This window comes from Vibrio sp. MED222, assembly GCF_000153005.1.
In the GTDB taxonomy this organism is placed as follows: Bacteria; Pseudomonadota; Gammaproteobacteria; order Enterobacterales; family Vibrionaceae; genus Vibrio; species Vibrio tasmaniensis_A.
This window is the reverse complement of sequence record NZ_CH902607.1, coordinates 375,575-396,832: the sequence shown is the minus strand read 5'-3', so window position 1 is coordinate 396,832 and position 21,258 is coordinate 375,575. Positions and strand designations below refer to the sequence as shown.

The window sequence follows — 21,258 nt, the reverse complement described above, 5'->3', positions numbered from 1 at the left end:
TTTCAGTATCCTTATAATTCCTTGATCGCCATATACCTACCCCTTGTATAATGTTAATCTTGTCTTGTTATCAACATAGAGAAATTATTCATGAGCAAACTAACCGCTGATACTCAAGCAAATCTAGAACATTTCGTTTCTGAAACACAAGAAACTAAACTGGTATGGGGCCTTCGCAACGAAGAAGGTTGGCTAGCATGTGACTCAAGTGAATTCGAAAACAGTGAAGTGATGCCGTTCTGGTCTTCAAAAGAGGACGCTCAGACTCACAACGTTGAAGAGTGGGCAGACTTCGAAGTATTAGAAATCCCACTAGATATCTTTGTAGAAGATTGGTTACTGACCCTAGCTGAAGATGGTGTTCTTGTTGGTACTAACTGGAATGCAACATTGGAAGGCAAAGAACTTGAGCCTTCTGATCTAGCGAAATTATACATCTAGCTTCCAAGATCGGTCGTACAATAGCGTACGACCGGTTACCCATGATAAGCCATTGAGAATTAGAGATTTACCTCACATAAAAAACCATCAACTCGCCAAAAAATTTGAAGCAATATCAAACTAACAATAGAATACCGTTCTTTATCTGATTGATATTATCTCGTGATTCACTTCATTTTCATTGCCTTTCTGCTTTTCATCAACCTTTATTCCTTTAGCCAAGCATCAACAGCGGATCATGAATCTTCTCCAACAATTAGCACCTCGATATTAGATCCCCACACAACTCCAAATGCTGATTGGAACGCACTCTATCTCTCGACTCTAACTCATTCCCCTTCGCGCGCATTGAACATGCTGCAAATGCGCTACACTAGCTCAACAACCTACGGGGATAAGCTCTACCTTTCGGCACTGCTATATCAGTATATGAGCCAGCGAGAACAACCGTTTTATGGAATAGCTTCGAACGACAGTGAATACCAAGCAATAGAACAAGCGTTAATTAATGCCTTAGTAAATGATGGACAAGGTCAGTACAAAGAAGCTCAGCAAGGCTTTTTGTCCATATTAGTAAAAATGCAATCAATCAACGATGTTACAGGTAGAGCATTATTAAAATACCAATTATGTCGTTCTCTCAATGAGCAAGCTAAATATCATCAAGCGAACTATTATTGTTCTGCACTTCAGTCGGATTTGCATGACATTGCTGACCCTGTATTACCAAAATTTGGCACTTATCGAGTGATCGCTAACAATCACCATTTCCGCAGCGACTATCAAGCCGCACTAGATACTTACCTATCACTGATAAGCGTGTTCCCACAAGGACACGATATTTCGGGGATCTATAACGATGTGGGTAATTTGCTCAAAGAGTTAAAGCAATATGATAAATCGGCAGAGTACCTCATAGAAGCACTCGCTCTGAGATCGGATGCTTCTGATTTTATGAAAGCACAAGTTCATCATAGCCTTGCAGATCTTTACCTTAATCAAGGACAAAGTGACCTAGCAATTAATCACTTTCAAAAAGCAAAAGCACTGTTGACTACGTCATCTCATAGCTACGGTATTGCGCTAACAACTCTTGGTTTAGGAAAAGCATACACGCAGACGAAGAACTATGATTTGGCGAGAGACTACTTAGTAGAGTCTCTATCGGCTTCAAGCAAGCTAAACAACGATGTCATTCGAATCAACGCTTTCTTGGCAATCAGCGATATGTTCGAAGACCAAAAACTTAAAACGGAAGCGCTCAATTATGCACAACAAGCTTTGGAGCTATCCGAACAAGTCACAAGACACAAATACACAGCTCAAGCACTACTTCAACTTTCTGATATTTATCAAACTCTCAGCGATTACAAGCAAGCTTTCTATTTCTATCAGCGATACTCATTAATACAGTTCGAAACCCGAGATATAGATAACAGGTTGGCTTTTGAAGCACTAGATCTAGCTCATGCTAGGTACGAAAAAGAACTAGAGAGTTCTTTCCTGAGACATCAAGCAAATTTAGACCGACTTCAAATCGAAAAGATGGAACATCAAAGGATGGTGTATAACATCATTGTTATTCTATTGCTGTGTGCGGCTAGCTTTATGATCTTCACAAACAAAGCCATTCGTGCGAAAGCAGCAATCGATGCCATGACAAAGGCGTATAGTCGCACCGAGATAATACGAAGAGTCAAGCGTATCAAAGCCTGTAAAGGAACAGAAAAACAACATGTTCTCGTTTTACTCGATCTAGATAAATTCAAGAAAATTAATGACCAATATGGCCACCCTACTGGTGATAGAGCACTCGTTCATATAAGTCAGCAAATAAGACAACATTTAATTAAAGGAGAGCTGTTCGGGCGTTTAGGCGGCGAAGAATTTCTGATTATGCTTACTGATACAAAACCAGCTGAAGTACAAGAGCGTGTAGAGGAGTTACATTATGCTATTTCGAGTGCGGTCTTCTTATCAGAAAACAAAAAGCCACTTAATGTAACCGCGAGTTTTGCTTATCTAGCAACCTCAAACGCATTAAGTGACTTTGATGACTTGTACTCGGTTCTTGACCAAGCACTTTATCAAGCGAAGAGTAATGGCCGAAATTGCATCATCGATGCTTATAACGAACCTATTGACTCATGAGGTTATTTATTCTCACCCTGCTTGCGAACCAATTCAGCCATAATACCTTGGCGATCACCTAGGTAATCGCTAAGGCCTATTTTGCGTAGTTCACACGCTGGACAGTCGCCGCAGCCATCGCCGATAATACCGTTGTAGCAGGTCAGTGTTTTGTTTCTAACAAGTTCGAGTGCTGAATACTGATCTGCCAACGCCCATGTCTCAGCCTTGTTTAACCACATTAACGGTGTTTTAATATCAAGCGGCTTGTCCATACCTTGTACAAGCGCAGAGTTCATCGCTTTCACAAAGTCATTACGACAATCAGGGTAGCCTGAGAAATCAGTTTCACACACGCCCGTGATTACGGTATTTGCACCGATTTGGTAAGCGTAAATACCCGCCAAAGTTAAGAACAGAATATTACGACCAGGAACAAAAGAGTTTGGTAGTCCATTCTCTTGTAGCTCATGAGACACAGGGATATCGTCGCGAGTCAGAGAGCTGATAGCCAGTTCATTCAACAGAGTCACATCCATCACTTTGTGTGCTTTCACACCAAGATCTTTTGACAACGACTCAGCCACTTCAATCTCGAGTCTATGGCGCTGACCATAATCAAACGTAATCGCATGAACTTCATCATACTCTTTTAATGCTTGAACAAGACACGTTGTTGAGTCTTGACCACCACTGAATACTACAACTGCTTTTTTCATCTTAAATCCTTACGAGAATCTTCTACTAGCGGCTTATATAGGCCAGTAAACAAATACAACCTATGCGATGCTCAAATATTTGTGAGTTTGGATTGATAAGCGCCAATTGCGCTCAATGCAGGTATCAATACAAAGCTGAGTTGCGCGTTCTTTTTGGCTAATCGGCTGAAGCGCAATGACTGTATTTTCAGGGACATCGGCTCTAGCAATAAGAACATCTAGTTGCTCGATGTCTTTACCTGTACCAACAGGGTGTTTGATTTCATTCGCACGAACGAGTGCGCTATCAAGGATATCCAACTTGGCTTTCATTGCGACTTTTGGTGACACCGTAACCCAGGTGTCTGGTGTGGCTTTTACTTCCGATGTTCCGCTGGTCTCAATCTGACAACGACAACCGTGCTGCTCAAATGCTTCAGTAAGAGGGACAAGATCATAGATGCACGGCTCACCACCGGTAATCACAATGTGCTTCGCGGTGTAACCTTGCTTGATATATTCATTCACGATTCCCTGCGCATCAATTGCAGTCCAAGTCGGTGAATCCTCTGTCTTAACCATAATATCGCCAAGGCTGGTTTCATCTTCCGGCAACGCTTCCCAAGTCTGTTTGGTATCACACCAAGAACAGCCTACAGGGCAAATTTGCAGTCGAACAAAAACAGCGGGAACGCCGGTAAATACGCCCTCGCCCTGGATGGTTTCAAACATTTCATTAATCTTGTACAACTTACCCTCAGCTCAATCGTTTGATGAAATTAATCAACCGCAGACCTTAAAGCACTTGCCCCTTTTGGTCAAACAAATGAGTACTGATAAATGAGTTGATCAAAGCCCTAGCCTGAGCTTTCAAGTTCCCTTATCCTTTCGCCCATTAGATTTTGTTAGCTTTTAATTTTTTGGTAAGGAACAACATGTACAAACTGATTGCTCTTGATATGGATGGCACACTACTTAACAGTGAAAAAGTGATTTCTCAAGAGAACAAAGACGCGATAGCTAAAGCTCGCGCTGCAGGTGTGAAAGTGGTTCTGGCTTCTGGTCGTCCTTTAGAAGGCATGCAGAGTAAGTTAGACGAGCTTTCAATCAACGGCGAAGATGACTTTGTGCTCTTCTACAACGGCTCTATGGTTCAAAATGTCTCTACAAGAGAACTCATTCATAGTGAGATCAGCAATGGTAAAGCCGCGAAAGAGATCGCAGCACTAGCTGTACAGCTTGGTGGTTATGTTCATGCATTCAGTAAGGTTCATGGCTTAATAACACCTGAAAACAATGAGTACACCGCTATTGAAGCGCGTATTAACGGCTTAAAGATTACCGAGCTCGACTTTTCTCAACTAGAAGACGACCATGAAATTATCAAAACAATGATTGTCGCGGAACCAAGCAAGCTGACCGAAATCATCAGCAAGTTGCCACAAGAACTTAAGACTCAGTTTACTATCGTGCAAAGTGCACCATTCTTCTTAGAGTTCTTAAACCCAAATTCAAACAAGGGTGTGGGTATTGAAGCAATCGCTAAACATTTGGGGATTACAGCGAAAGAAGTGATCTGCATGGGCGATGCTGAAAACGATCACCATATGCTTGAATACGCGGGCATGGGTATTGCGATGGAAAACGCAATGGAAGAAACCAAGAAACTGGCGGATCACATCACAGCGAGCAACGACGACCACGGTGTCGCCGTCGCGATTGAAAAGTTTATCTTCAACTCGTAAACGGTCAATAGGCTCGAGTGACAATTACTTTTTGCTTGTTTCACAAATGACAAAGGCTGTGCACTGCACAGCCTTTTTTGATTTTATGTTCGTCGGTTCGCCTACTCTCTTTTCCATGGCAGACGAAACGCCACGACACCAAATAGAATCAAGATTGGGAAACGTAAGGTCTCAACAATAAATGAAGCGATGCCACTGAATGAGACAAAACTTCCTGCCCAGCTAATCAGCAGATTCCCCGCTAACAACATCGCCATCACTCCAAATACAATCTTGAATGAGAACTGGCCGACCAAAGGCTTCGAATCCGTTAACGTTACTAAGCATGCAATCGTCATCAAAATTGCCACCCAGAAAGAGAATGTCGGCAATGGCCATATAACAGTGAGAACAATCGACAGTAAGCACAATGCCCACCAAACACCTTTAGAACTCAATAAAGCACTAATATCAACATCAGGTTTCGCATCTAATCTCACGATGTGCCAAGTCGTTAATGCGCCTAATACGCCACCCATTAATACATCACTAAAGAATGCACTACCTGAATAAGACTTAAATAACATGATCCATAGCAAACCAGCGAGCACTATCAGAATAGCTTTTTGCTCCAAGAGGCGCTTTAGTTTCCAAAAGACTAACAAAGTTAAACTCACCCACAAGCCAGCCAATAAACTTGGGAAGCTATAGCCACTGCTCATCACTAGTTTCAATGTTGGCAAGTAAGCATGCGGACGTGGAAAACCAAACCCTTGGTGGGCGATTAAAGTGAGCAGTGTCACTGAAATCAAAGTGAAGCCAAACTTCAATGCGAAGTTACGGCCAAAATGCCAAGCAATTAGCGGCAATATCACGATAAAAACCCATGGCTTCGCTAACGAGTCAGTTAAAAGTACAGTATTCGCAAATACGCTTGGCATCTTATCGAACGCGTTTTGAAGCGACACAATCCAATTTAATTCAACTTGATGGGCTTTCGGTGCCGCGCCCACCAGCTCAGTCACATACGTCACAGGTTGATCTGTCGCGGATAAAAAGAATTCGTTAATCTCAGACCATTGCTCTGGGTAACGGTATTGGTTGGCTTGCAACTCCGTAGGTGGCAATAACATCGCGCGACTGACTTCCACACCGTAATGAGGAGCAAACCAGATTGGTAGCTCAAAGCCACCTAACTCATTTCGAGCTTTGTAACTGATCACTTCAGAGTCAGAGACACAATCATATACAACGGCACTGTCGGTATATCCCAACACATCACCGACCGTCACGGACAAGCCCGCCTCTTCCCAAGTTTCTCGTTGCGCTGCGATGGCAGGCGGCTCACCAGAAACCACAGTGCCTCCCGGTAGAGACAATTGCCCCGTGATCAATTCATCAACCAACACGATTTGGTTATCAGCACGTACTACACACAAAGCGCCCGCGATATGATCGGGCAAAGTGTTGTTAGCCCAAGCGGAAGTAGTACTCAAAAGAGACAGTATGAAAACTAATAAATATCGAATAGCCAACGAGTTTACCTAAAAATAATAGAAGAAATTTAAGACTGCTAATACACGAGTCTATTGTAATCAAAGCCACACAAAATCGCTGTCTACGTTTTGTGCAAAGCCTTCCTCATCCATTGAATGTGAGGTGTGAACCCCATTTTTTGATAGAAGTCCTTGGCAGGTGAATTAAAGTCCCAAACCTCTACAAAGACTTGTTCAACGCCATAATCATCAAAAGTACTTTCAACTTTGTTAAACAACTTTTCTGCAATTGATTCTTTTCGATAATCAGGTAAGACAAACAGTTCATCGACACTCCCCATCGGCACCGGTTTACTCACAGTTGAGATAAGCTCACAAAAATGTCCGGAGATAAAGCCAACAATTAGTTCACCTTTTAATGCCACGTAGACTAAGCATTCAGGATCATCTAAGTAACGTGCAATGCTTTTTTCCTGCTCAATCTCTTCTGCCGTTTTAAAGTGCTCTGGGCTTGCAAGGTGGTGGTGATGGTGGAGATCGAACATTAACTCGTTAAGTTGTTCCAAATCCGCGTGCTTTGCGGCCCTTAAGGTGACATTCATGACTATTGCGCTTCTCAAACCAAATTAATATCTAAACTGAGTCTAGTTTACTTGGCGTGAGTATCTATACAAGTTATTGAATTAATTCATTGTTTGAAGTGTGTATTTTAGATACAAAAACGACCACATTACGTGGCCATTCTGTTTGAATTATTTTGAATTAAACGAATATCGAAGCTATGGCTTTTGCTGTAGCTTCAGATTTATGCACCGTTATCTTCTTTCTCTTCTTTGAGATCAGCAAGTTGTTGTTCCAATTCAATAAGCTTAATTTCAGCCTCAACTTCAGCAACTCGTTTTTCTGCATCGGTGCGATTGTCTTGCGCTAGACCGTCGGCAGTAACTTGGGTTCGTTGTGCGTTTCTTGCATCATCCATATCTTTCATTGAACCAGCAACGCCACCGGTCACGCCACCTAATGCAGCGCCCTTTACGGCTAAACTCGCATCTCCAGTTAGAGCGCCTGCTGTCGCTCCTAATAAAGCACCACCTACAGCACCACGATTACGTGCGGCATTCTCATTTTCGTTATCCATTGCTGGTGATGCGCAACCAGAAAGAGTCACAATCAGTGTCGCTAAAAGAAAAGGTTTAGTGAATTTCATAGGAGTCTCGCTTAGTTCTTCGTTTGGAGTAGAGCCATCTTAAGCAGAACCGTTAATGAGATAAATAAAGCCACGTTTAGACGATACATCATGTTCAGTTATGTATCATTCAACCATCGCATAAGTGCTTATTGATATATATCTTTGAGCTCGCCTTAGCCTGACAAACAAAAAAGGCGACCAATAAGGTCGCCTCAATCGAACTTTCTCTATAATTCTTCTCTTTCAGATACCGCTCTTAGCCTTTGGACCAAAAGTTTTGCATATTTTCTGCACTAGGTGGTGGCCTAACACCGCAATCTCGATAATGATTTTTATCGCCGATCCCCAGTATCTTGCCATTTTCGTCATCAATCATAGCGGCTACTTTGACACCGTCTCCCACATGACGAGTCAACACGACAATTTCACCGGCTCTTTCAGACCTTACCGCGCCTAAGATTTGATATTCGTAGCGACCTTTCCTTGAATTAACGATCATCTTCGAGTTAATCGGGTCGGCTTCATACCCCACGCCCATATCAAAAACTGCTTGATAGAGATCGACGCCAGTCTTGGACACACATTTAAATATCTTGGGATGACTCAATGGCTCTAACAACGCTCTACTCGCTTCATCCTTTGAAATACTGGCACTAGCAGCACCACTGACCAGTAAAGCAATCAACAAAAAGTAAGCTCGCATAAAAAGACCTCAATATGTGGGATTCATAATGAGGTCATAGTAAACGCAATGGATAAGCGGATGAATAAAGTAGAGTTTAGGTAAACTATCACGCTGGGTTATGCATTAATCAACAAGCCGAAGGTGAGATTACCTAAACTGCGACGTCTATTTGCCGAGCTTTTCAGCAATTTCAGTTAAGCTGGTAGGGTCGTCAATCGTCGAAGGCACCACATATTGTTCACCTTCTGCGATCTGTCGTATGGTTCTGCGCAAAATCTTACCGGAGCGCGTCTTAGGTAATCTCTCAACAACCAAGGCTTGCTTAAAACAGGCGACCGCGCCAATCTCATTGCGAACCTTGCCAACCAACTCCGCTTGTAACTCAATACCATCGACTTTTACGCCATCTTTCAGCACAACGAAACCAAGAGGTAACTGCCCTTTTAAGTCATCGTGAATACCGACTACCGCACATTCTGCAATGGCTGGGTGACCACCCACGATCTCTTCCATTTCTCCCGTCGACAGACGGTGTCCCGCTACGTTTATCACATCGTCGATACGGCCCATGATAAATAGATACCCATCTTCATCAAGATAGCCACCGTCCCCAGAAACATAATAGCCCGGGAACTGACTCAAATAGCCGGATTCAAACCGATCATGATTGCGCCATACCGTGGGTAAACAACCAGGCGGCAATGGTCGTTTAAGTGCCACAAACCCTTGTTGATTCGTTTGTGCGATTTCACCCAACTCATTGAGGATCTCCACTTGGTAACCGGGTACTGGCTTGGTTGAAGAACCCGCTTTTACAGGCAAAGATTCAAGCCCTGTTGGATTGGCAGAAATAGCCCAACCCGTTTCGGTTTGCCACCAGTGGTCGATAACCGGTTTATTGGTATGAGATTCAACCCAATCCAATGTTGGCGGGTCCAAACGCTCGCCAGCCATGAAAATCGACTTGAGTGATGATAAGTCATACTTGGTGAGCAACTCACCTTCAGGATCTTCTTTCTTAATGGCTCTAAATGCCGTTGGCGCAGAAAACAATACATCGACGTTGTATTCTTCACACACACGCCAGAATGCGCCGGGATCTGGCGTTCTGACTGGCTTGCCTTCAAACAAAATGGTTGTGCAGCCATGAATCAATGGCGCATATACAATGTAGGAATGCCCCACTACCCAGCCGACATCAGAAGCCGCCCAAAACACGCCATCTTGCGGCATATCGTAGATAGTGCTCATCGAGTATTTCATGGCGACCGCGTGACCACCATTGTCACGTACCACGCCTTTTGGCTTGCCCGTCGTCCCTGATGTATACAATATGTATAGTGGGTCAGTCGCTAGAACAGGCACACATACGTGAGGCAAGGCATCGTTAACCGCTTGTTGCCAAAGTACATCGCGTTCATTGTTCAACTCGGCTAGAGACTGCTCTCTTTGGAATACCACCACTTTCTCAGGTTTCCAGCGACTGTCCATGATCGCCCTGTCGACCATCGGCTTATATGGCAGGACTTTATTTATCTCGACACCGCAGGAGGCAGTAATCAACACCTTCGGTTCAGCATCTTCGATACGAACGGCAAGCTCATGAGGAGCAAACCCACCAAACACCACCGAATGCACCGCGCCTAGTCGAGCACAAGCCAGCATTGCCATTGCCGCTTCAGGAATCATTGGCATGTAGATCACCACACGATCACCTTTGGTAACGCCTTGCGTCGCTAACATACCTGCAACTTTAGCCACTTGGTCACGCAATTGATTGTAAGTGTATGAGGATTGATTTCCTGTAACTGGAGAATCGTAAATCAGCGCGGTATTGTCACCTCGTCCATTTTCACAATGGTAATCAAGCGCGAGCCAGCAGGTGTTCATCACCCCATCAGGAAACCAACGTTCAATACCGTTATCGTCAGTTTGTAATATCGTTTTTGGTGGTTCAAACCAATCTATCGCTTGTGCTTGCGTTTCCCAGAACGAATTGGGGTCTTCCCTAGCCCATTGATACTCGGTGATGTAATCTGTTTTTCTGTTCATTCGATTCGTAGCAGACATAGTGCCTCCTCCATGATTTATCCATTATTCCAAGCGCCTAGCTTTTGGCAGTAGCACTTGATTGCACTCTTTTCTCAGCGTTGTGTTCGTGAACATTTAACCGTTCACGACAGTCGCTTTACTTGGGAAAAGGCACACGAATGGCACCTTCCATGATCACTCGGGCACTACGACTCATAATCGCCCTTTCAATTTTCCACCCACTTTCGCCTTGTATCGCTTTAGCACCCACTTTTAAGGTTCCTGATGGATGACCAAAGGTCACAAAATCTCGGGAACCCTCACCGACTGCCAAGTTAACTAACGTCCCCGGGACGCTTGCCGCTGAAGCAATGGCGACTGCAGCTGTGCCCATCATGGCGTGGTGCAATTGCCCCATAGACAAAGCTCGCACCAGAAGATCAGTATCTTCGGCAGCAACCGATTTACCACTGGAAGCTTGGTACGCTTGAGGCTTAGTAACAAACGCGACTTTAGGAGTGTGCTGGCGTGATTCAGCTTGCTCTAGGGAATCTATAAGACCCATCGCTACTGCACCATGTGCTCGGATGGATTCAAACAGAGCCAAGGCTTTGGTATCACTATTGATATCTGATTGAAGTTCAGTGCCTTGGTAACCAACCGATTCAGCATCAACAAAAATGGTGGGTATTCCGGCATTGATGTATGTCGCTTTAATGCACCCCAGATCTGGAACATCTAAAAAATCGACAACATTCCCTGTTGGGAACATAGAGCCACTCGCGTCGGCGGGGTCTAGAAAATCGACTTGGATCTCAGCAGCGGGGAAAGTGACACCATCGAGCTCAAAGTCACCTAACTCTTGGACTTCCCCATCAGCGATAGGTACATGAACAATAATGGTTTTCTCTATGTTCACTTGCCATACTCGCACCTCGACCACACCGTTTTCTGGAATACGATTCGAATCGACCAGTCCATTATGAATTGCAAATGGGCCTACGGCAGCAGACAGATTGCCGCAGTTACCGCTCCAATCAACGAACGGCTTGTCTATTGCTACTTGGCCGAATAGGTAATCAACATCGTGATAGGCTTTACTGCTTTTCGAAACAATAACGGTTTTGCTGGTGCTGGATGTTGCGCCACCCATGCCGTCGGTTTGTTTGCCATAAGGATCTGGACTACCAATCACGCGCAGAAGTAATGCGTCTCGAGCTTCTCCGGCAACTTGCGCAGCTTCAGGTAAGTCACTTAAATTGAAAAAGACACCTTTGCTTGTTCCACCCCGCATATAGGTAGCAGGTACTTTTATCTGTTTGATGTTCATAACTAGCTCCTAATTTGCAAGAAAGTCTTTGGCGAAACGTTGCAATACGCCACCAGCGCTATAAACATTCACTTCGTCTGCGGTGTCTAGTCGGCAGGTCACAGGAACATCAAGCTTTTCACCGTTTTTACGAGTGATGACTAGAGCCAAATCAGAACCTGCTTCAATGTCGCCGTACACGTCGTAAAGCTCGGTGCCGTCCAGTTCTAAGGTATTGCGATTCGTTCCTACTTTGAACTGCAGAGGCAATACACCCATGCCAACCAAGTTGGTTCTGTGAATTCTTTCAAATCCTTCAGCCACAATCACTTCAACACCCGCTAAACGCACACCTTTGGCAGCCCAGTCACGTGATGAACCTTGTCCATAATCCGCACCCGCCACGACAATCAAAGGCTGTTTACGGTTCATGTAGGTTTCTATCGCTTCCCACATGCGAGTAACCTGCCCCTCAGGTTCAACTCTTGCTAATGAACCTTGCACGACTTCTCCAGCGTCCTTCACCATTTCGTTAAAAAGCTTAGGGTTGGCGAATGTTGCTCGTTGCGCGGTTAAGTGATCACCTCGATGGGTCGCGTAAGAGTTAAAATCCTCTTCCGGCACTTCCATTTTGGTGAGGTATTCCCCCGCAGCGCTCAAAGCGAGAATCGCATTTGAAGGGGATAAGTGATCTGTGGTGATGTTGTCACCCAGAATCGCTAAAGGTCTCATACCAGATAGGCTTCGTTCTCCCGCAAGAGCCCCTTCCCAATAAGGTGGTCTTCGGATATAGGTACTTTGAGGCCGCCAGTCATAAAGCGGTTCAGTCGTCGCCTGTTCCTCGTCTGGCTGGAACATTTTCACGTAGATTTGTTGGAATTGCTGAGGCTTAACATGCTCACCGACAACAGCATCGATCTCGGCATCACTCGGCCATAAATCACTTAAGTAGATTGGCTTGCCATTGTTGTCAGTGCCTAAGCTGTCTTTCTCGATATCAAAGCGAATCGTGCCAGCCAACGCGTAAGCAACCACCAATGGCGGTGAGGCTAAAAACGCTTGTTTTGCGTATGGATGGATTCGACCATCGAAGTTTCGATTCCCTGATAACACCGCGGTTGAATACAGGTCGCGGTCGATGACCTCTTGTTGGATTTTAGGATCCAACGCCCCACTCATTCCGTTACATGTCGTACACGCATAGCCGACGATACCAAAGCCTAATTGTTCAAGTTCAGGAAGCAAACCTGCCGACTCAAGATAGAGCTTGGCAACTTTAGAACCCGGCGCAAATGACGTTTTCACCCACGGCTTACGAACTAATCCAAGCTGATTGGCTTTCTTAGCCACCAATGCTGCGGCGACTACGTTTCTTGGATTGCTGGTGTTGGTACAAGAAGTAATTGCTGCGATGATTACGGCACCATCGGGCATTTGCTCGTCGCTGTACTGCTTAGCATGCTGCTCTTTCCAAGATGTTTGACTGATGCCTTGTTCAGCCAGCTCTCTGGTTGGCAAACGACGATGAGGGTTCGAAGGCCCCGCAAGGTTGCGCTCAACTTTAGACAAATCAAACTCAAGCACACGTTCGTACTGAGCGGAATCTAAATCATCGGCCCATAAGCCAGTTTGCTTAGCGTATAGCTCAACTAACTCAACCTGTTCAGGCTCGCGTCCTGTCAGCTTTAGGTATTGTATGGTCTGTTCATCGATATAGAACATACCTGCTGTCGCGCCGTATTCTGGTGTCATATTCGATATAGTGGCGCGGTCGCCAATAGTCAGTGCACGAGCACCTTCACCAAAGAACTCTAAGTAACTAGAAACCACTTTTTCATTTCGAAGGAACTCAGTAATCGCAAGCACAATATCCGTTGCGGTTATCCCTTCTTGTCGTTGACCCGTCAGTTTAACGCCCACGATGTCTGGCAAACGCATCATAGACGGACGACCGAGCATCACAGTCTCAGCTTCCAAACCACCTACACCTATTGCAATAACACCCAGAGCATCAACATGAGGAGTATGACTGTCGGTGCCGACACAAGTATCAGGGAAAGCGATACCTTCTTTGGATTGAATAACCGGAGACATTTTCTCCAAGTTAATCTGGTGCATGATCCCGTTCCCCGCAGGAATCACACTCACGTTCTTAAACGCGGTTTTACACCATTCTATAAAGTGAAAACGGTCTTCGTTTCTGCGATCTTCAATCGCTCGGTTTTTATCAAACGCTTCGCTATCAAAACCCGCGTGTTCCACTGCCAGCGAATGGTCAACAATCAATTGAGTTTCGACAACGGGATTCACCTTGGCAGGGTCTCCGCCTTGGTCGGCAATCGCGTCTCTTAATCCAGCCAAATCAACCAAAGCTGTTTGACCTAGAATGTCATGACACACCACGCGCGCAGGATACCAAGGAAAATCTAAGTCGCTCTTGCGTTCAATGATCTGTTTTAAGCTGTCTTCAAGGGTTTCAGGATCACAGCGTCTTACTAATTGCTCTGCTAATACTCTCGACGTATAAGGCAAGGTTTTGTAAGCACCTGGGGATATTGCTTCTACCGCTTCGCAAGCGTCGAAATATTCTAAGCCCGTTCCCGGTAGAACCTTTCGATACTTGTTTTCATCAAGCTCTTGGTTTCTTTCAAGTTTTACATCAGACATACATCCACCATTATCTGTTAAATTCTATTCGTTGGTTCTCGAGGCCTTATCACATGAAGAGAAAGTCACCTCGAGATATAAGTCGGCTCGATATAGAGGACTAACGTAAATGGATTGGTAGCCAGTCTTGATGCTCTGGCCCGGTGTAGTCTGCACTTGGACGAATAATTCGATTGTTTTCTCTTTGCTCGAATACGTGTGCCGTCCAACCTGTGAGGCGGCTCATCACGAAGATAGGAGTAAACAGTTTGGTTGGGATGTCCATGAAGTGATAAGCCGACGCATGGAAGAAGTCAGCATTACAGAACAAGCCTTTCTCTCGCTTCATAACGGCTTCAACGCGCTCAGACACGGCATAAAGCTGTTCATCACCCACCTCTTGTGCAAGCTCTTTTGACCAGCGTTTGATTAGAGCGTTTCGTGGATCGCTCTCACGATAAATGGCATGACCGAAACCCATGATTTTGTCTTTGTTAGCAAGCATCTGCATGATGTTCGCTTCCGCTTCATCGGCGGTTTGCCAATCTTGGATCATTTCCATCGCAGCTTCGTTTGCACCGCCATGTAAAGGGCCTCGCAACGTACCAATCGCTGCTGTGACACACGAGTGAATATCCGACAACGTTGATGCACACACACGAGCCGCAAAGGTTGAAGCATTAAACTCATGTTCCGCGTAAAGCGTTAGCGAGCAGTGCATCACCTTCTTGTGAAGTTCACTAGGCGCTTTATCCGTTTGCATTTTCAAAAAGTAGCCACCCAGACATGCTTCACTTTGATCTTCAGTATCAATGCGGACGCCATCGTGGCTAAAGCGGTACCAATAACAAATAATCGCAGGGAAAAGCGCAAGCATTCGTTCAGTCGCGGGCAGTTGCTCAGAAAAATCAGTCTCTTGCTCTAGATTACCCAGCATTGAACAACCTGTTCTCATCACATCCATTGGATGAGCGTCTGCAGGGATAAGCTCTAGTGCTGCTTTCAAAGGTTGAGGTAAGCCGCGTAGGCCAACCAACAATGTTTTGTAATCATCAAGCTCTTTTTCAGTGGGTAAATGACCTCTTAGTAGCAGATGCGCTACTTCTTCGAACTGAGCATGATTAGCAAGGTCAGTAATATCATAACCACGGTAGGTTAAGCCAGTTCCTGATTTTCCTACCGTACATAGCGCGGTGGTTCCTGCACTCTGGCCACGTAGACCAGCACCACCGATTGCCGGTGCGCTGGCTGTTTTGTCACTTTGTTTTTTGTCTACTTTTGAAGCATTGTCGACAGCTGCTTTATCACTCAAAGATACAGACATGGTGAACTCCTTTTCTGTGTTAGCCGCCTGCACTCTTTGGTGCTGCCTGTTTATATGTCCGATGATCTTTATCATCGGTACTGGATATGGCGACTAACCATTTCACGTTATTGGATTAAGTTGATTTTTGATTATTTGAAACTGGTTTTACCCTTCGCTTGAAAACAACTGGTCAAGCTTGTTCTCGTAGTCGTGGTAATTAAGGTGCTCGTACAGCTCTTTACGGGTTTGCATTGAATCCAACAGGGCTTCTTGATTGCCTTCAACTAACAAATGCTTGTAAACATTCTCCGCCGCTTTGTTCATCGCACGGAACGCACTCAATGGGTAAAGCACCATATCGACACTTGATTGGGCCAACTCATTACAGTTGTAGAGTGGCGTTTGGCCAAACTCAGTGATGTTCGCAAGAATAGGCACGTGCTTACCCGTTGCCGATTTCAGCGCCGCCGAGAACTTCACGTATTGATCGAGTTGATTCATCGCCTCAGGGAAAATCATGTCTGCGCCCGCTTCAACACACGCAATTGCTCGTTCAATCGCGCTATCAATACCTTCAACCGCCAATGCATCGGTACGAGCCATAATCACAAAGCTTTCGTCGGTTCTGGCATCGGTTGCCGCTTTCACTCTATCGACCATCTCTTGCTGACTAACAATTGCTTTATTTGGTCGATGACCACAGCGTTTCTGAGCCACTTGGTCTTCCATGTGAATCGCAGCTGCGCCCGCCTTCTCCATCGCGCGAATCGTACGCGCAATATTGAACGCGCCGCCAAAACCTGTGTCGATATCCACCAGCAAAGGCAAATCACACGCATTGGTAATACGTTCAACATCGACCAATACATCGTTCAATGTCGTAATACCTAAATCAGGCAAGCCATAAGACGCATTGGCGATGCCTCCACCAGACAAATAAATGGCCTGATGACCCAAGTTCTTTGCCATCATCGCGCAATACGGATTCACCGTACCGACGATCTGCAATGGGTCGTTGTCTTGCACAGCTTGTCGGAACTTAGCTCCTGCTGATAACTTCATAATGACGCTCCCTGTTAATTGTTTATTTCTAATCTTTATGACTACTGATGTTTAGCTCTCGCCAGCGAAGAACCGCTGGCAAATACCAGTCGCCAGTTACTCAAGATCTTTGGATTGAATTTGTTGTTCTATAAGCAATCGGCTTCCCGAGATGTGTCGTCGCATTAGCATTTCTGCTAGCTCTTCATCGCGATTACCAATCGCTTGTAGGATGTATTTGTGTTCATCGAGCGCCTCTTTTGGTCGAGACTGAGCCCTAGGCGATTGATAGCGGTACATGCGTAATAGGTGATAAAGCTCGTCACACAACAACGAAATGAGTTTGCTGTTACGACTCGCTTTGATAATGCGGTAATGGAAATCAAAATCGCCATGTTGATGAAAATAAGAAGAGCCTTCGACTTCATCGATATGTTTAGAATGTGTCGACAATAAGCCTTCAAGCCCGATCAACTCTTCTTGTGTGATGTGTCTCGCCGCTAATCGAGCAGCCATGCCTTCTAATGCTTCACGCACCGCGTAAAGCTCAAGTAGTTTGTCTGCTGAGAATGTAATAACTCGCGCACCAACATGTGGAATACGTTCTATCAGGCCAAGTCCTTCAACACGCATTATCGCTTCACGTAATGGACCTCGACTTACCTCAAAGCGTTTAGCCAGTTCAGGTTCCGAGATCTTACTGCCCGGAGGTAATTCACCGTTAACAATTGCCTCAACGAGGTACTCAGTCAGATTTTCTGACTTGGTGTTTTCTTTATCGCTCACACGAGTTTTCGTGTTTGCATTTAAGGTGAGATCTTTTATCGCAGTATTCATATTCACGCTGCTCACTTCTGATTGTTGAGCCTTAATTGTCAACAATTCCATAACATGAACATAAAATACACGATCAAATTGTCGACAATCAAGTAGATTGTCGACAATTTAGACTAAGGTAGTATTTTCATTAATCGGCATAGAAATAGTAAAACGAAGCAACAAAAGACAACTAATACCTGTAATTCATAAGCTTAAATCATAAATAAGTATACAAAACCCTTGCCTACCACAAAGTTGGTCGAAAGCAATGTGTCGACAACTGACAGTCAACTTTTAAAACGCAGACCCATCCATCAATGATCTCAACCAAGATATAGGTATCAACACCCTTCCTCTCCGTTTAACTCCAAACCACAGATATAAAAAAGGCGCACTCATGTGCGCCTTTCATTCATAGAACTCGTTCTAACAAGCCAACCTTTGGTCAAGCAATCTGGCGAGTCACTTCGAGGTATTTATTGATATCAACAAAATCAATCTGTTCCGGTTTTAGATACTCTTCTGCATATTGGATATGCGTACCGCTGGTTAAAAACAGTCTAAACAGCTCGATATCTAGATGCTCGTCCAGCGCCATTTTGTACATAATGTCGACAGCAACACTGATTGGCTTCGCTTTCTTATAAGGTCTATCGGCAGCGGTTAACGCCTCAAAAATATCAGAGATCACCAGAATACGTTCTGGGATTGAAAGGTCGTCTGCTGTGAGCTTCCTTGGATAGCCAGTGCCTTTGAGTGTTTCATGGTGAGTCGACGCATAACGAGGCACACGGCTTAGCTCTTTCGGGAATGGCAGGTTTTCAAGCATCTTGATGGTACCAAGCATGTGCTCATTTATCTTAAACCTATCTTCAGCAGTTAAGGTGCCACGCGCAATACTCAGGTTATAGACTTCGCCCAGATTGTATAAGTGCTCAGGCACATCCATTTTTATTTGATATTTCGGGTCGAACTCTAACGGCCTATCTCTTTTCACTATATGTTCAGGCTTATCACATAACAGCGGCTCTACCGCTGGTAAGCTTGAGCTCGATTCTCGATTCAACGCCTCTATCGGTGACAAACCAAGTTGATCATCAAAGTTACGTGTCCAAGTAGTCTCAGCTATCAAGCGAATACGTGCGACTTTATCATCACTCATGAATTCACCACCAACGTTTGATGTCGCGATAAACTCAAAGTCCTCTTGTAACTGCTGTTTGGTTGACGCAAGTTCATCAGCTACCAGCTCAGCCGGTAGAGACCCTTCGAGTTGTTTTGTCAAAGCTGTAATTTCTGCATCACGCCAAAGCACTTCAAATCGAGTTCTCACCTCGTGAATTCGGTTGTAGTTAGCTTCTAGCTTCGTACCTTTATCGACGATGTGTTCAGGTGTCGTGATCTTGCCACAATCATGAAGCCAAGCCGCAATTCTAAACTCACGACGCTCATCATCATTTTCAAACTTAAAATCTTTGAAGTGCTCAGACTGTGATTTTTCAGCCACATCAGCCAGCATCAAACCCAGTTCTGGTACACGGTTACAATGCCCAGCCGTATAAGCGGACTTATCATCGATCGCCTGAGCAATCAGCTTAATAAAAGATTCAACAAAGGCCTCTTGATTCTGCTCATGCTGCTTTATCTCTGTTGCCATCTCTTTGACTGCAACAGATAACTCCCAAACTTCCTTTATTCGAGTGTCAAGTAAGGCTACGTTGTCATAATCACGCTGCTTAATCTTGCTAGTTTCAGCCTTTAATTGGCGTATCGGCCGAACAATTGGCGCACCAAATATCCAAGCTACAGGCAAAGTTAAGCTCATCAAAAGCACTGTCACACCAATAGACGTCACAAGTCGCTTGTTGACCGCGCTGTAGATTTCCTCCTCAGGTATCGCAACGGCAAAATATTCAGAGTAGTGCTCGCCCGTTTCAACCTTTTTCAGATAAAGACGCTTAGGTTCTCCATTGAGCAAAATCTTAGCCATTTCACCTTCGGTCGTAGCCGTTGCAGTTCGTTCATAAAGCTCAGCATAAGGAATGGTTGTACCGGAGTTAAGGGCATGATGATGAAACCATTTTTGAGATAAAAAAGCTTTCTGTTCATCTGTGAGTGTGCGAATCGCTTGATTTAGGATAGGTAAGAACTGCTGATGTTTGTTTTGCAACACAATGTGGAACTGGTTTGGGTAATTAGCTTTGAGGTCCAACAGCACTTCATTAACTTTCAATCTTGCATGGAAAAATTTATCCAAAGAAAATTCAAGCACTGGCTTAGCGTCGAGTACTGCAAAGCTCTCACCACGATCAACAGCGTCAAATGCCAATTCCATACTAGGAAATTCAACAAGCTCAATATTTGGAAAATCTTTTCTTAGTTGAGGAATAACCGACCATCCAGATAAAATCGCAACCTTTTTTCCGCTGAGATCTCCGTAGTTTGAGACGATTTGCGCGTTTTCTCGCGTAACAACAGAGAAAGGTAGCTCGTAAATCGCATCCGTATATAAGCCTTTTACTCCGTTGCTTTCGTAATTCTGAATAGAGTGCAAACCATCGATGCTTCCCTCATGAAACTTTCCCGTTAGCTCTGCCCACGAAAAGCCATTAACGAACTCGAACTTAACACCACTCATCTCGCTAATCATTTTCAGAAGATCAATCGCATAACCGTGTGGCTGTCCAGATACAGCGAAATCCATTGGTCCCCAATCGCTTTGATTAGAGAATAACAAAGGAGGCATGCTCTCAATTACGGCTTTTTGTTGAGCAGACCAATCGATTTCACTTATTTGAGGAAGTGCATTTTCCGTTTCAGCATCTCGATTTGACGCAATAATGTTACCTGACTTTGAGTATAAGAAAGATTCTGCCTGACTATCCTCCTCTAAACCTAATGCGCTTGCAGACAACTTACTCGCTAAAGAAGATAATACGATATCGATGCCTATCACGTGTTGTGTATCGCTAGCAGCTTTTGATTCAAAAGCTAGAGAATAGGTTTGGCCAGTTATCTGGAGATGCTGAAAAAGGTAAGGCTGCGTTTTTTCAACCGTCTCTGTATTAGCGGATTCATACCAAGGCCGTGTCGTCGGAAAATAATTACTCGGTTCTGTCTTTGACTCCCTGAGATTAAACTCAAGGTCGTAATACTTAGTCGTGCGGATACGACCTGCTTCCCTGTCGCTTATCTCGATCACCACCCAACGGTCTGAGCGATCGGCACCAATTTTTTCTCTAACAAAAGGAGAAGATTCCAGATTGATAATTTGGAAGAAGCGTTCGTTAGAAGAACCTATGTAAATACTATAAAAAAGAGGGTTATCTTTTATCGCTTCTGAGAGAATCCCACGCGACTCTTCGCGAGAAATTTGATAGCTAATAGAGCGATGTACGGAAGACAGTAATCGAGCGGTATTTATCGCGTCTGAGTCGACGTTACCGATATAGTCGCTCAAGTCCTGAGATACCATGGTCAACTTGGACAAGGTATGCTCTGTCGCCATTTTTTTACTGAAGTAATATTGAAGTGAAACCGCCACGATCGCCGTTAGCACCGTCGCAAGTAGAAACATCCCTCCAACGGTAAACCGCAACGAGATTTTTGTGTTTGCCATTATTCTATCCTTGAATAATCACTAGCTAAAAACGTAACACGCTAACAATACTTATATTATTACAACGCCCTACCGCCCCTAGCAACACATTATTCTATATATTATTCAAGTTCTCTTAACATTC

16 protein-coding genes are annotated in these 21,258 nt (G+C 44.5%); 3 read left to right on the top strand and 13 right to left on the bottom strand.

Annotation, left to right across the window (positions count from 1 at the left end):
- The first annotated feature begins 90 nt into the window (after nucleotides 1–90).
- Both MED222_RS13120 and MED222_RS13125 read left to right on the top strand, forming a co-directional pair.
- Nucleotides 91–441 carry a DUF2750 domain-containing protein gene (locus tag MED222_RS13120; protein ID WP_009846629.1) on the top strand — a complete coding sequence of 117 codons (351 nt, stop codon included), beginning with the start codon at nucleotides 91–93 and terminating at the stop codon, nucleotides 439–441.
- 162 nt (nucleotides 442–603) lie between these two features.
- Nucleotides 604–2,592: a tetratricopeptide repeat-containing diguanylate cyclase gene (locus MED222_RS13125; RefSeq protein ID WP_032555198.1), complete on the top strand. Its 1,989-nt coding sequence runs from the start codon at nucleotides 604–606 to the stop codon at nucleotides 2,590–2,592.
- Between the two features lie 2 nt (nucleotides 2,593–2,594).
- On the opposite strand, the gene queC is transcribed toward MED222_RS13125, so the two are convergent.
- On the bottom strand, nucleotides 2,595–3,290 hold the full coding sequence (gene queC / locus MED222_RS13130; RefSeq protein WP_009846627.1) for a 7-cyano-7-deazaguanine synthase QueC: 696 nt from the start codon (nucleotides 3,288–3,290) through the stop codon (nucleotides 2,595–2,597).
- 60 nt (nucleotides 3,291–3,350) lie between these two features.
- The gene (queE, locus tag MED222_RS13135) at nucleotides 3,351–4,019 is read right to left on the bottom strand and encodes a 7-carboxy-7-deazaguanine synthase QueE (protein ID WP_332251859.1); all 669 of its coding nucleotides are present in this window, start codon (nucleotides 4,017–4,019) and stop codon (nucleotides 3,351–3,353) included.
- A 185-nt stretch (nucleotides 4,020–4,204) separates the two neighbouring features.
- On the opposite strand from queE, the gene MED222_RS13140 reads away from it, so the two are divergent.
- A complete protein-coding gene (locus tag MED222_RS13140) occupies nucleotides 4,205–5,014 on the top strand; it encodes a Cof-type HAD-IIB family hydrolase (RefSeq protein WP_009846625.1) in 810 nt (269 codons plus the stop codon).
- 101 nt (nucleotides 5,015–5,115) lie between these two features.
- On the opposite strand, the gene MED222_RS13145 is transcribed toward MED222_RS13140, so the two are convergent.
- The 11 genes from MED222_RS13145 to MED222_RS13195 form a co-directional block, all read right to left on the bottom strand.
- Entirely contained in the window at nucleotides 5,116–6,528 is a 1,413-nt protein-coding gene (locus MED222_RS13145) for a bifunctional NUDIX hydrolase/phosphatase PAP2 family protein (RefSeq protein ID WP_032555197.1), read from the bottom strand.
- A gap of 83 nt (nucleotides 6,529–6,611) precedes the next feature.
- Nucleotides 6,612–7,091, bottom strand: a complete 480-nt coding sequence (locus MED222_RS13150) for a GNAT family N-acetyltransferase (RefSeq protein ID WP_009846623.1) — start codon at nucleotides 7,089–7,091, stop codon at nucleotides 6,612–6,614.
- A 203-nt stretch (nucleotides 7,092–7,294) separates the two neighbouring features.
- Entirely contained in the window at nucleotides 7,295–7,696 is a 402-nt protein-coding gene (locus MED222_RS13155; protein ID WP_009846622.1) for a glycine zipper domain-containing protein, read from the bottom strand.
- Nucleotides 7,697–7,934: 238 nt separating this feature from the next.
- A complete protein-coding gene (locus MED222_RS13160) occupies nucleotides 7,935–8,381 on the bottom strand; it encodes a hypothetical protein (protein WP_009846621.1) in 447 nt (148 codons plus the stop codon).
- A 147-nt stretch (nucleotides 8,382–8,528) separates the two neighbouring features.
- Complete coding sequence (locus MED222_RS13165; RefSeq protein ID WP_009846620.1) at nucleotides 8,529–10,433, bottom strand: propionyl-CoA synthetase; 1,905 nt, start codon at nucleotides 10,431–10,433, stop codon at nucleotides 8,529–8,531.
- Nucleotides 10,434–10,551: 118 nt separating this feature from the next.
- Complete coding sequence (gene prpF / locus MED222_RS13170) at nucleotides 10,552–11,724, bottom strand: 2-methylaconitate cis-trans isomerase PrpF (RefSeq protein WP_009846619.1); 1,173 nt, start codon at nucleotides 11,722–11,724, stop codon at nucleotides 10,552–10,554.
- Between the two features lie 9 nt (nucleotides 11,725–11,733).
- Nucleotides 11,734–14,370 (bottom strand): Fe/S-dependent 2-methylisocitrate dehydratase AcnD, encoded by a 2,637-nt coding sequence (acnD, locus tag MED222_RS13175; protein ID WP_009846618.1) that lies wholly within the window; start codon nucleotides 14,368–14,370, stop codon nucleotides 11,734–11,736.
- A gap of 100 nt (nucleotides 14,371–14,470) precedes the next feature.
- Nucleotides 14,471–15,673, bottom strand: coding sequence for a bifunctional 2-methylcitrate synthase/citrate synthase (gene prpC, locus MED222_RS13180; RefSeq protein ID WP_009846617.1), 1,203 nt, complete (start codon nucleotides 15,671–15,673; stop codon nucleotides 14,471–14,473).
- 147 nt (nucleotides 15,674–15,820) lie between these two features.
- The gene (gene prpB, locus MED222_RS13185; protein WP_009846616.1) at nucleotides 15,821–16,717 is read right to left on the bottom strand and encodes a methylisocitrate lyase; all 897 of its coding nucleotides are present in this window, start codon (nucleotides 16,715–16,717) and stop codon (nucleotides 15,821–15,823) included.
- 96 nt (nucleotides 16,718–16,813) lie between these two features.
- Nucleotides 16,814–17,533, bottom strand: a complete 720-nt coding sequence (locus MED222_RS13190; RefSeq protein WP_032555235.1) for a GntR family transcriptional regulator — start codon at nucleotides 17,531–17,533, stop codon at nucleotides 16,814–16,816.
- Nucleotides 17,534–17,960: 427 nt separating this feature from the next.
- Nucleotides 17,961–21,134, bottom strand: a complete 3,174-nt coding sequence (locus MED222_RS13195) for an HD domain-containing phosphohydrolase (RefSeq protein WP_009846614.1) — start codon at nucleotides 21,132–21,134, stop codon at nucleotides 17,961–17,963.
- Nucleotides 21,135–21,258: the final 124 nt, after the last annotated feature.

What these genes read in the sequence shown, in the direction of transcription:
- MED222_RS13120 (WP_009846629.1), top strand. Translation starts at nt 91, where the DNA reads ATGAGCAAACTAACCGCTGATACTCAAGCAAATCTAGAACATTTCGTT.
- MED222_RS13190 (WP_032555235.1), bottom strand. Translation starts at nt 17,533, where the DNA reads ATGAATACTGCGATAAAAGATCTCACCTTAAATGCAAACACGAAAACT.
- MED222_RS13165 (WP_009846620.1), bottom strand. Translation starts at nt 10,433, where the DNA reads ATGTCTGCTACGAATCGAATGAACAGAAAAACAGATTACATCACCGAG.
- prpF (WP_009846619.1), bottom strand. Translation starts at nt 11,724, where the DNA reads ATGAACATCAAACAGATAAAAGTACCTGCTACCTATATGCGGGGTGGA.
- prpB (WP_009846616.1), bottom strand. Translation starts at nt 16,717, where the DNA reads ATGAAGTTATCAGCAGGAGCTAAGTTCCGACAAGCTGTGCAAGACAAC.
- acnD (WP_009846618.1), bottom strand. Translation starts at nt 14,370, where the DNA reads ATGTCTGATGTAAAACTTGAAAGAAACCAAGAGCTTGATGAAAACAAG.
- MED222_RS13195 (WP_009846614.1), bottom strand. Translation starts at nt 21,134, where the DNA reads ATGGCAAACACAAAAATCTCGTTGCGGTTTACCGTTGGAGGGATGTTT.
- MED222_RS13155 (WP_009846622.1), bottom strand. Translation starts at nt 7,696, where the DNA reads ATGAAATTCACTAAACCTTTTCTTTTAGCGACACTGATTGTGACTCTT.
- queC (WP_009846627.1), bottom strand. Translation starts at nt 3,290, where the DNA reads ATGAAAAAAGCAGTTGTAGTATTCAGTGGTGGTCAAGACTCAACAACG.
- MED222_RS13160 (WP_009846621.1), bottom strand. Translation starts at nt 8,381, where the DNA reads ATGCGAGCTTACTTTTTGTTGATTGCTTTACTGGTCAGTGGTGCTGCT.
- MED222_RS13140 (WP_009846625.1), top strand. Translation starts at nt 4,205, where the DNA reads ATGTACAAACTGATTGCTCTTGATATGGATGGCACACTACTTAACAGT.
- prpC (WP_009846617.1), bottom strand. Translation starts at nt 15,673, where the DNA reads ATGTCTGTATCTTTGAGTGATAAAGCAGCTGTCGACAATGCTTCAAAA.
- MED222_RS13150 (WP_009846623.1), bottom strand. Translation starts at nt 7,091, where the DNA reads ATGAATGTCACCTTAAGGGCCGCAAAGCACGCGGATTTGGAACAACTT.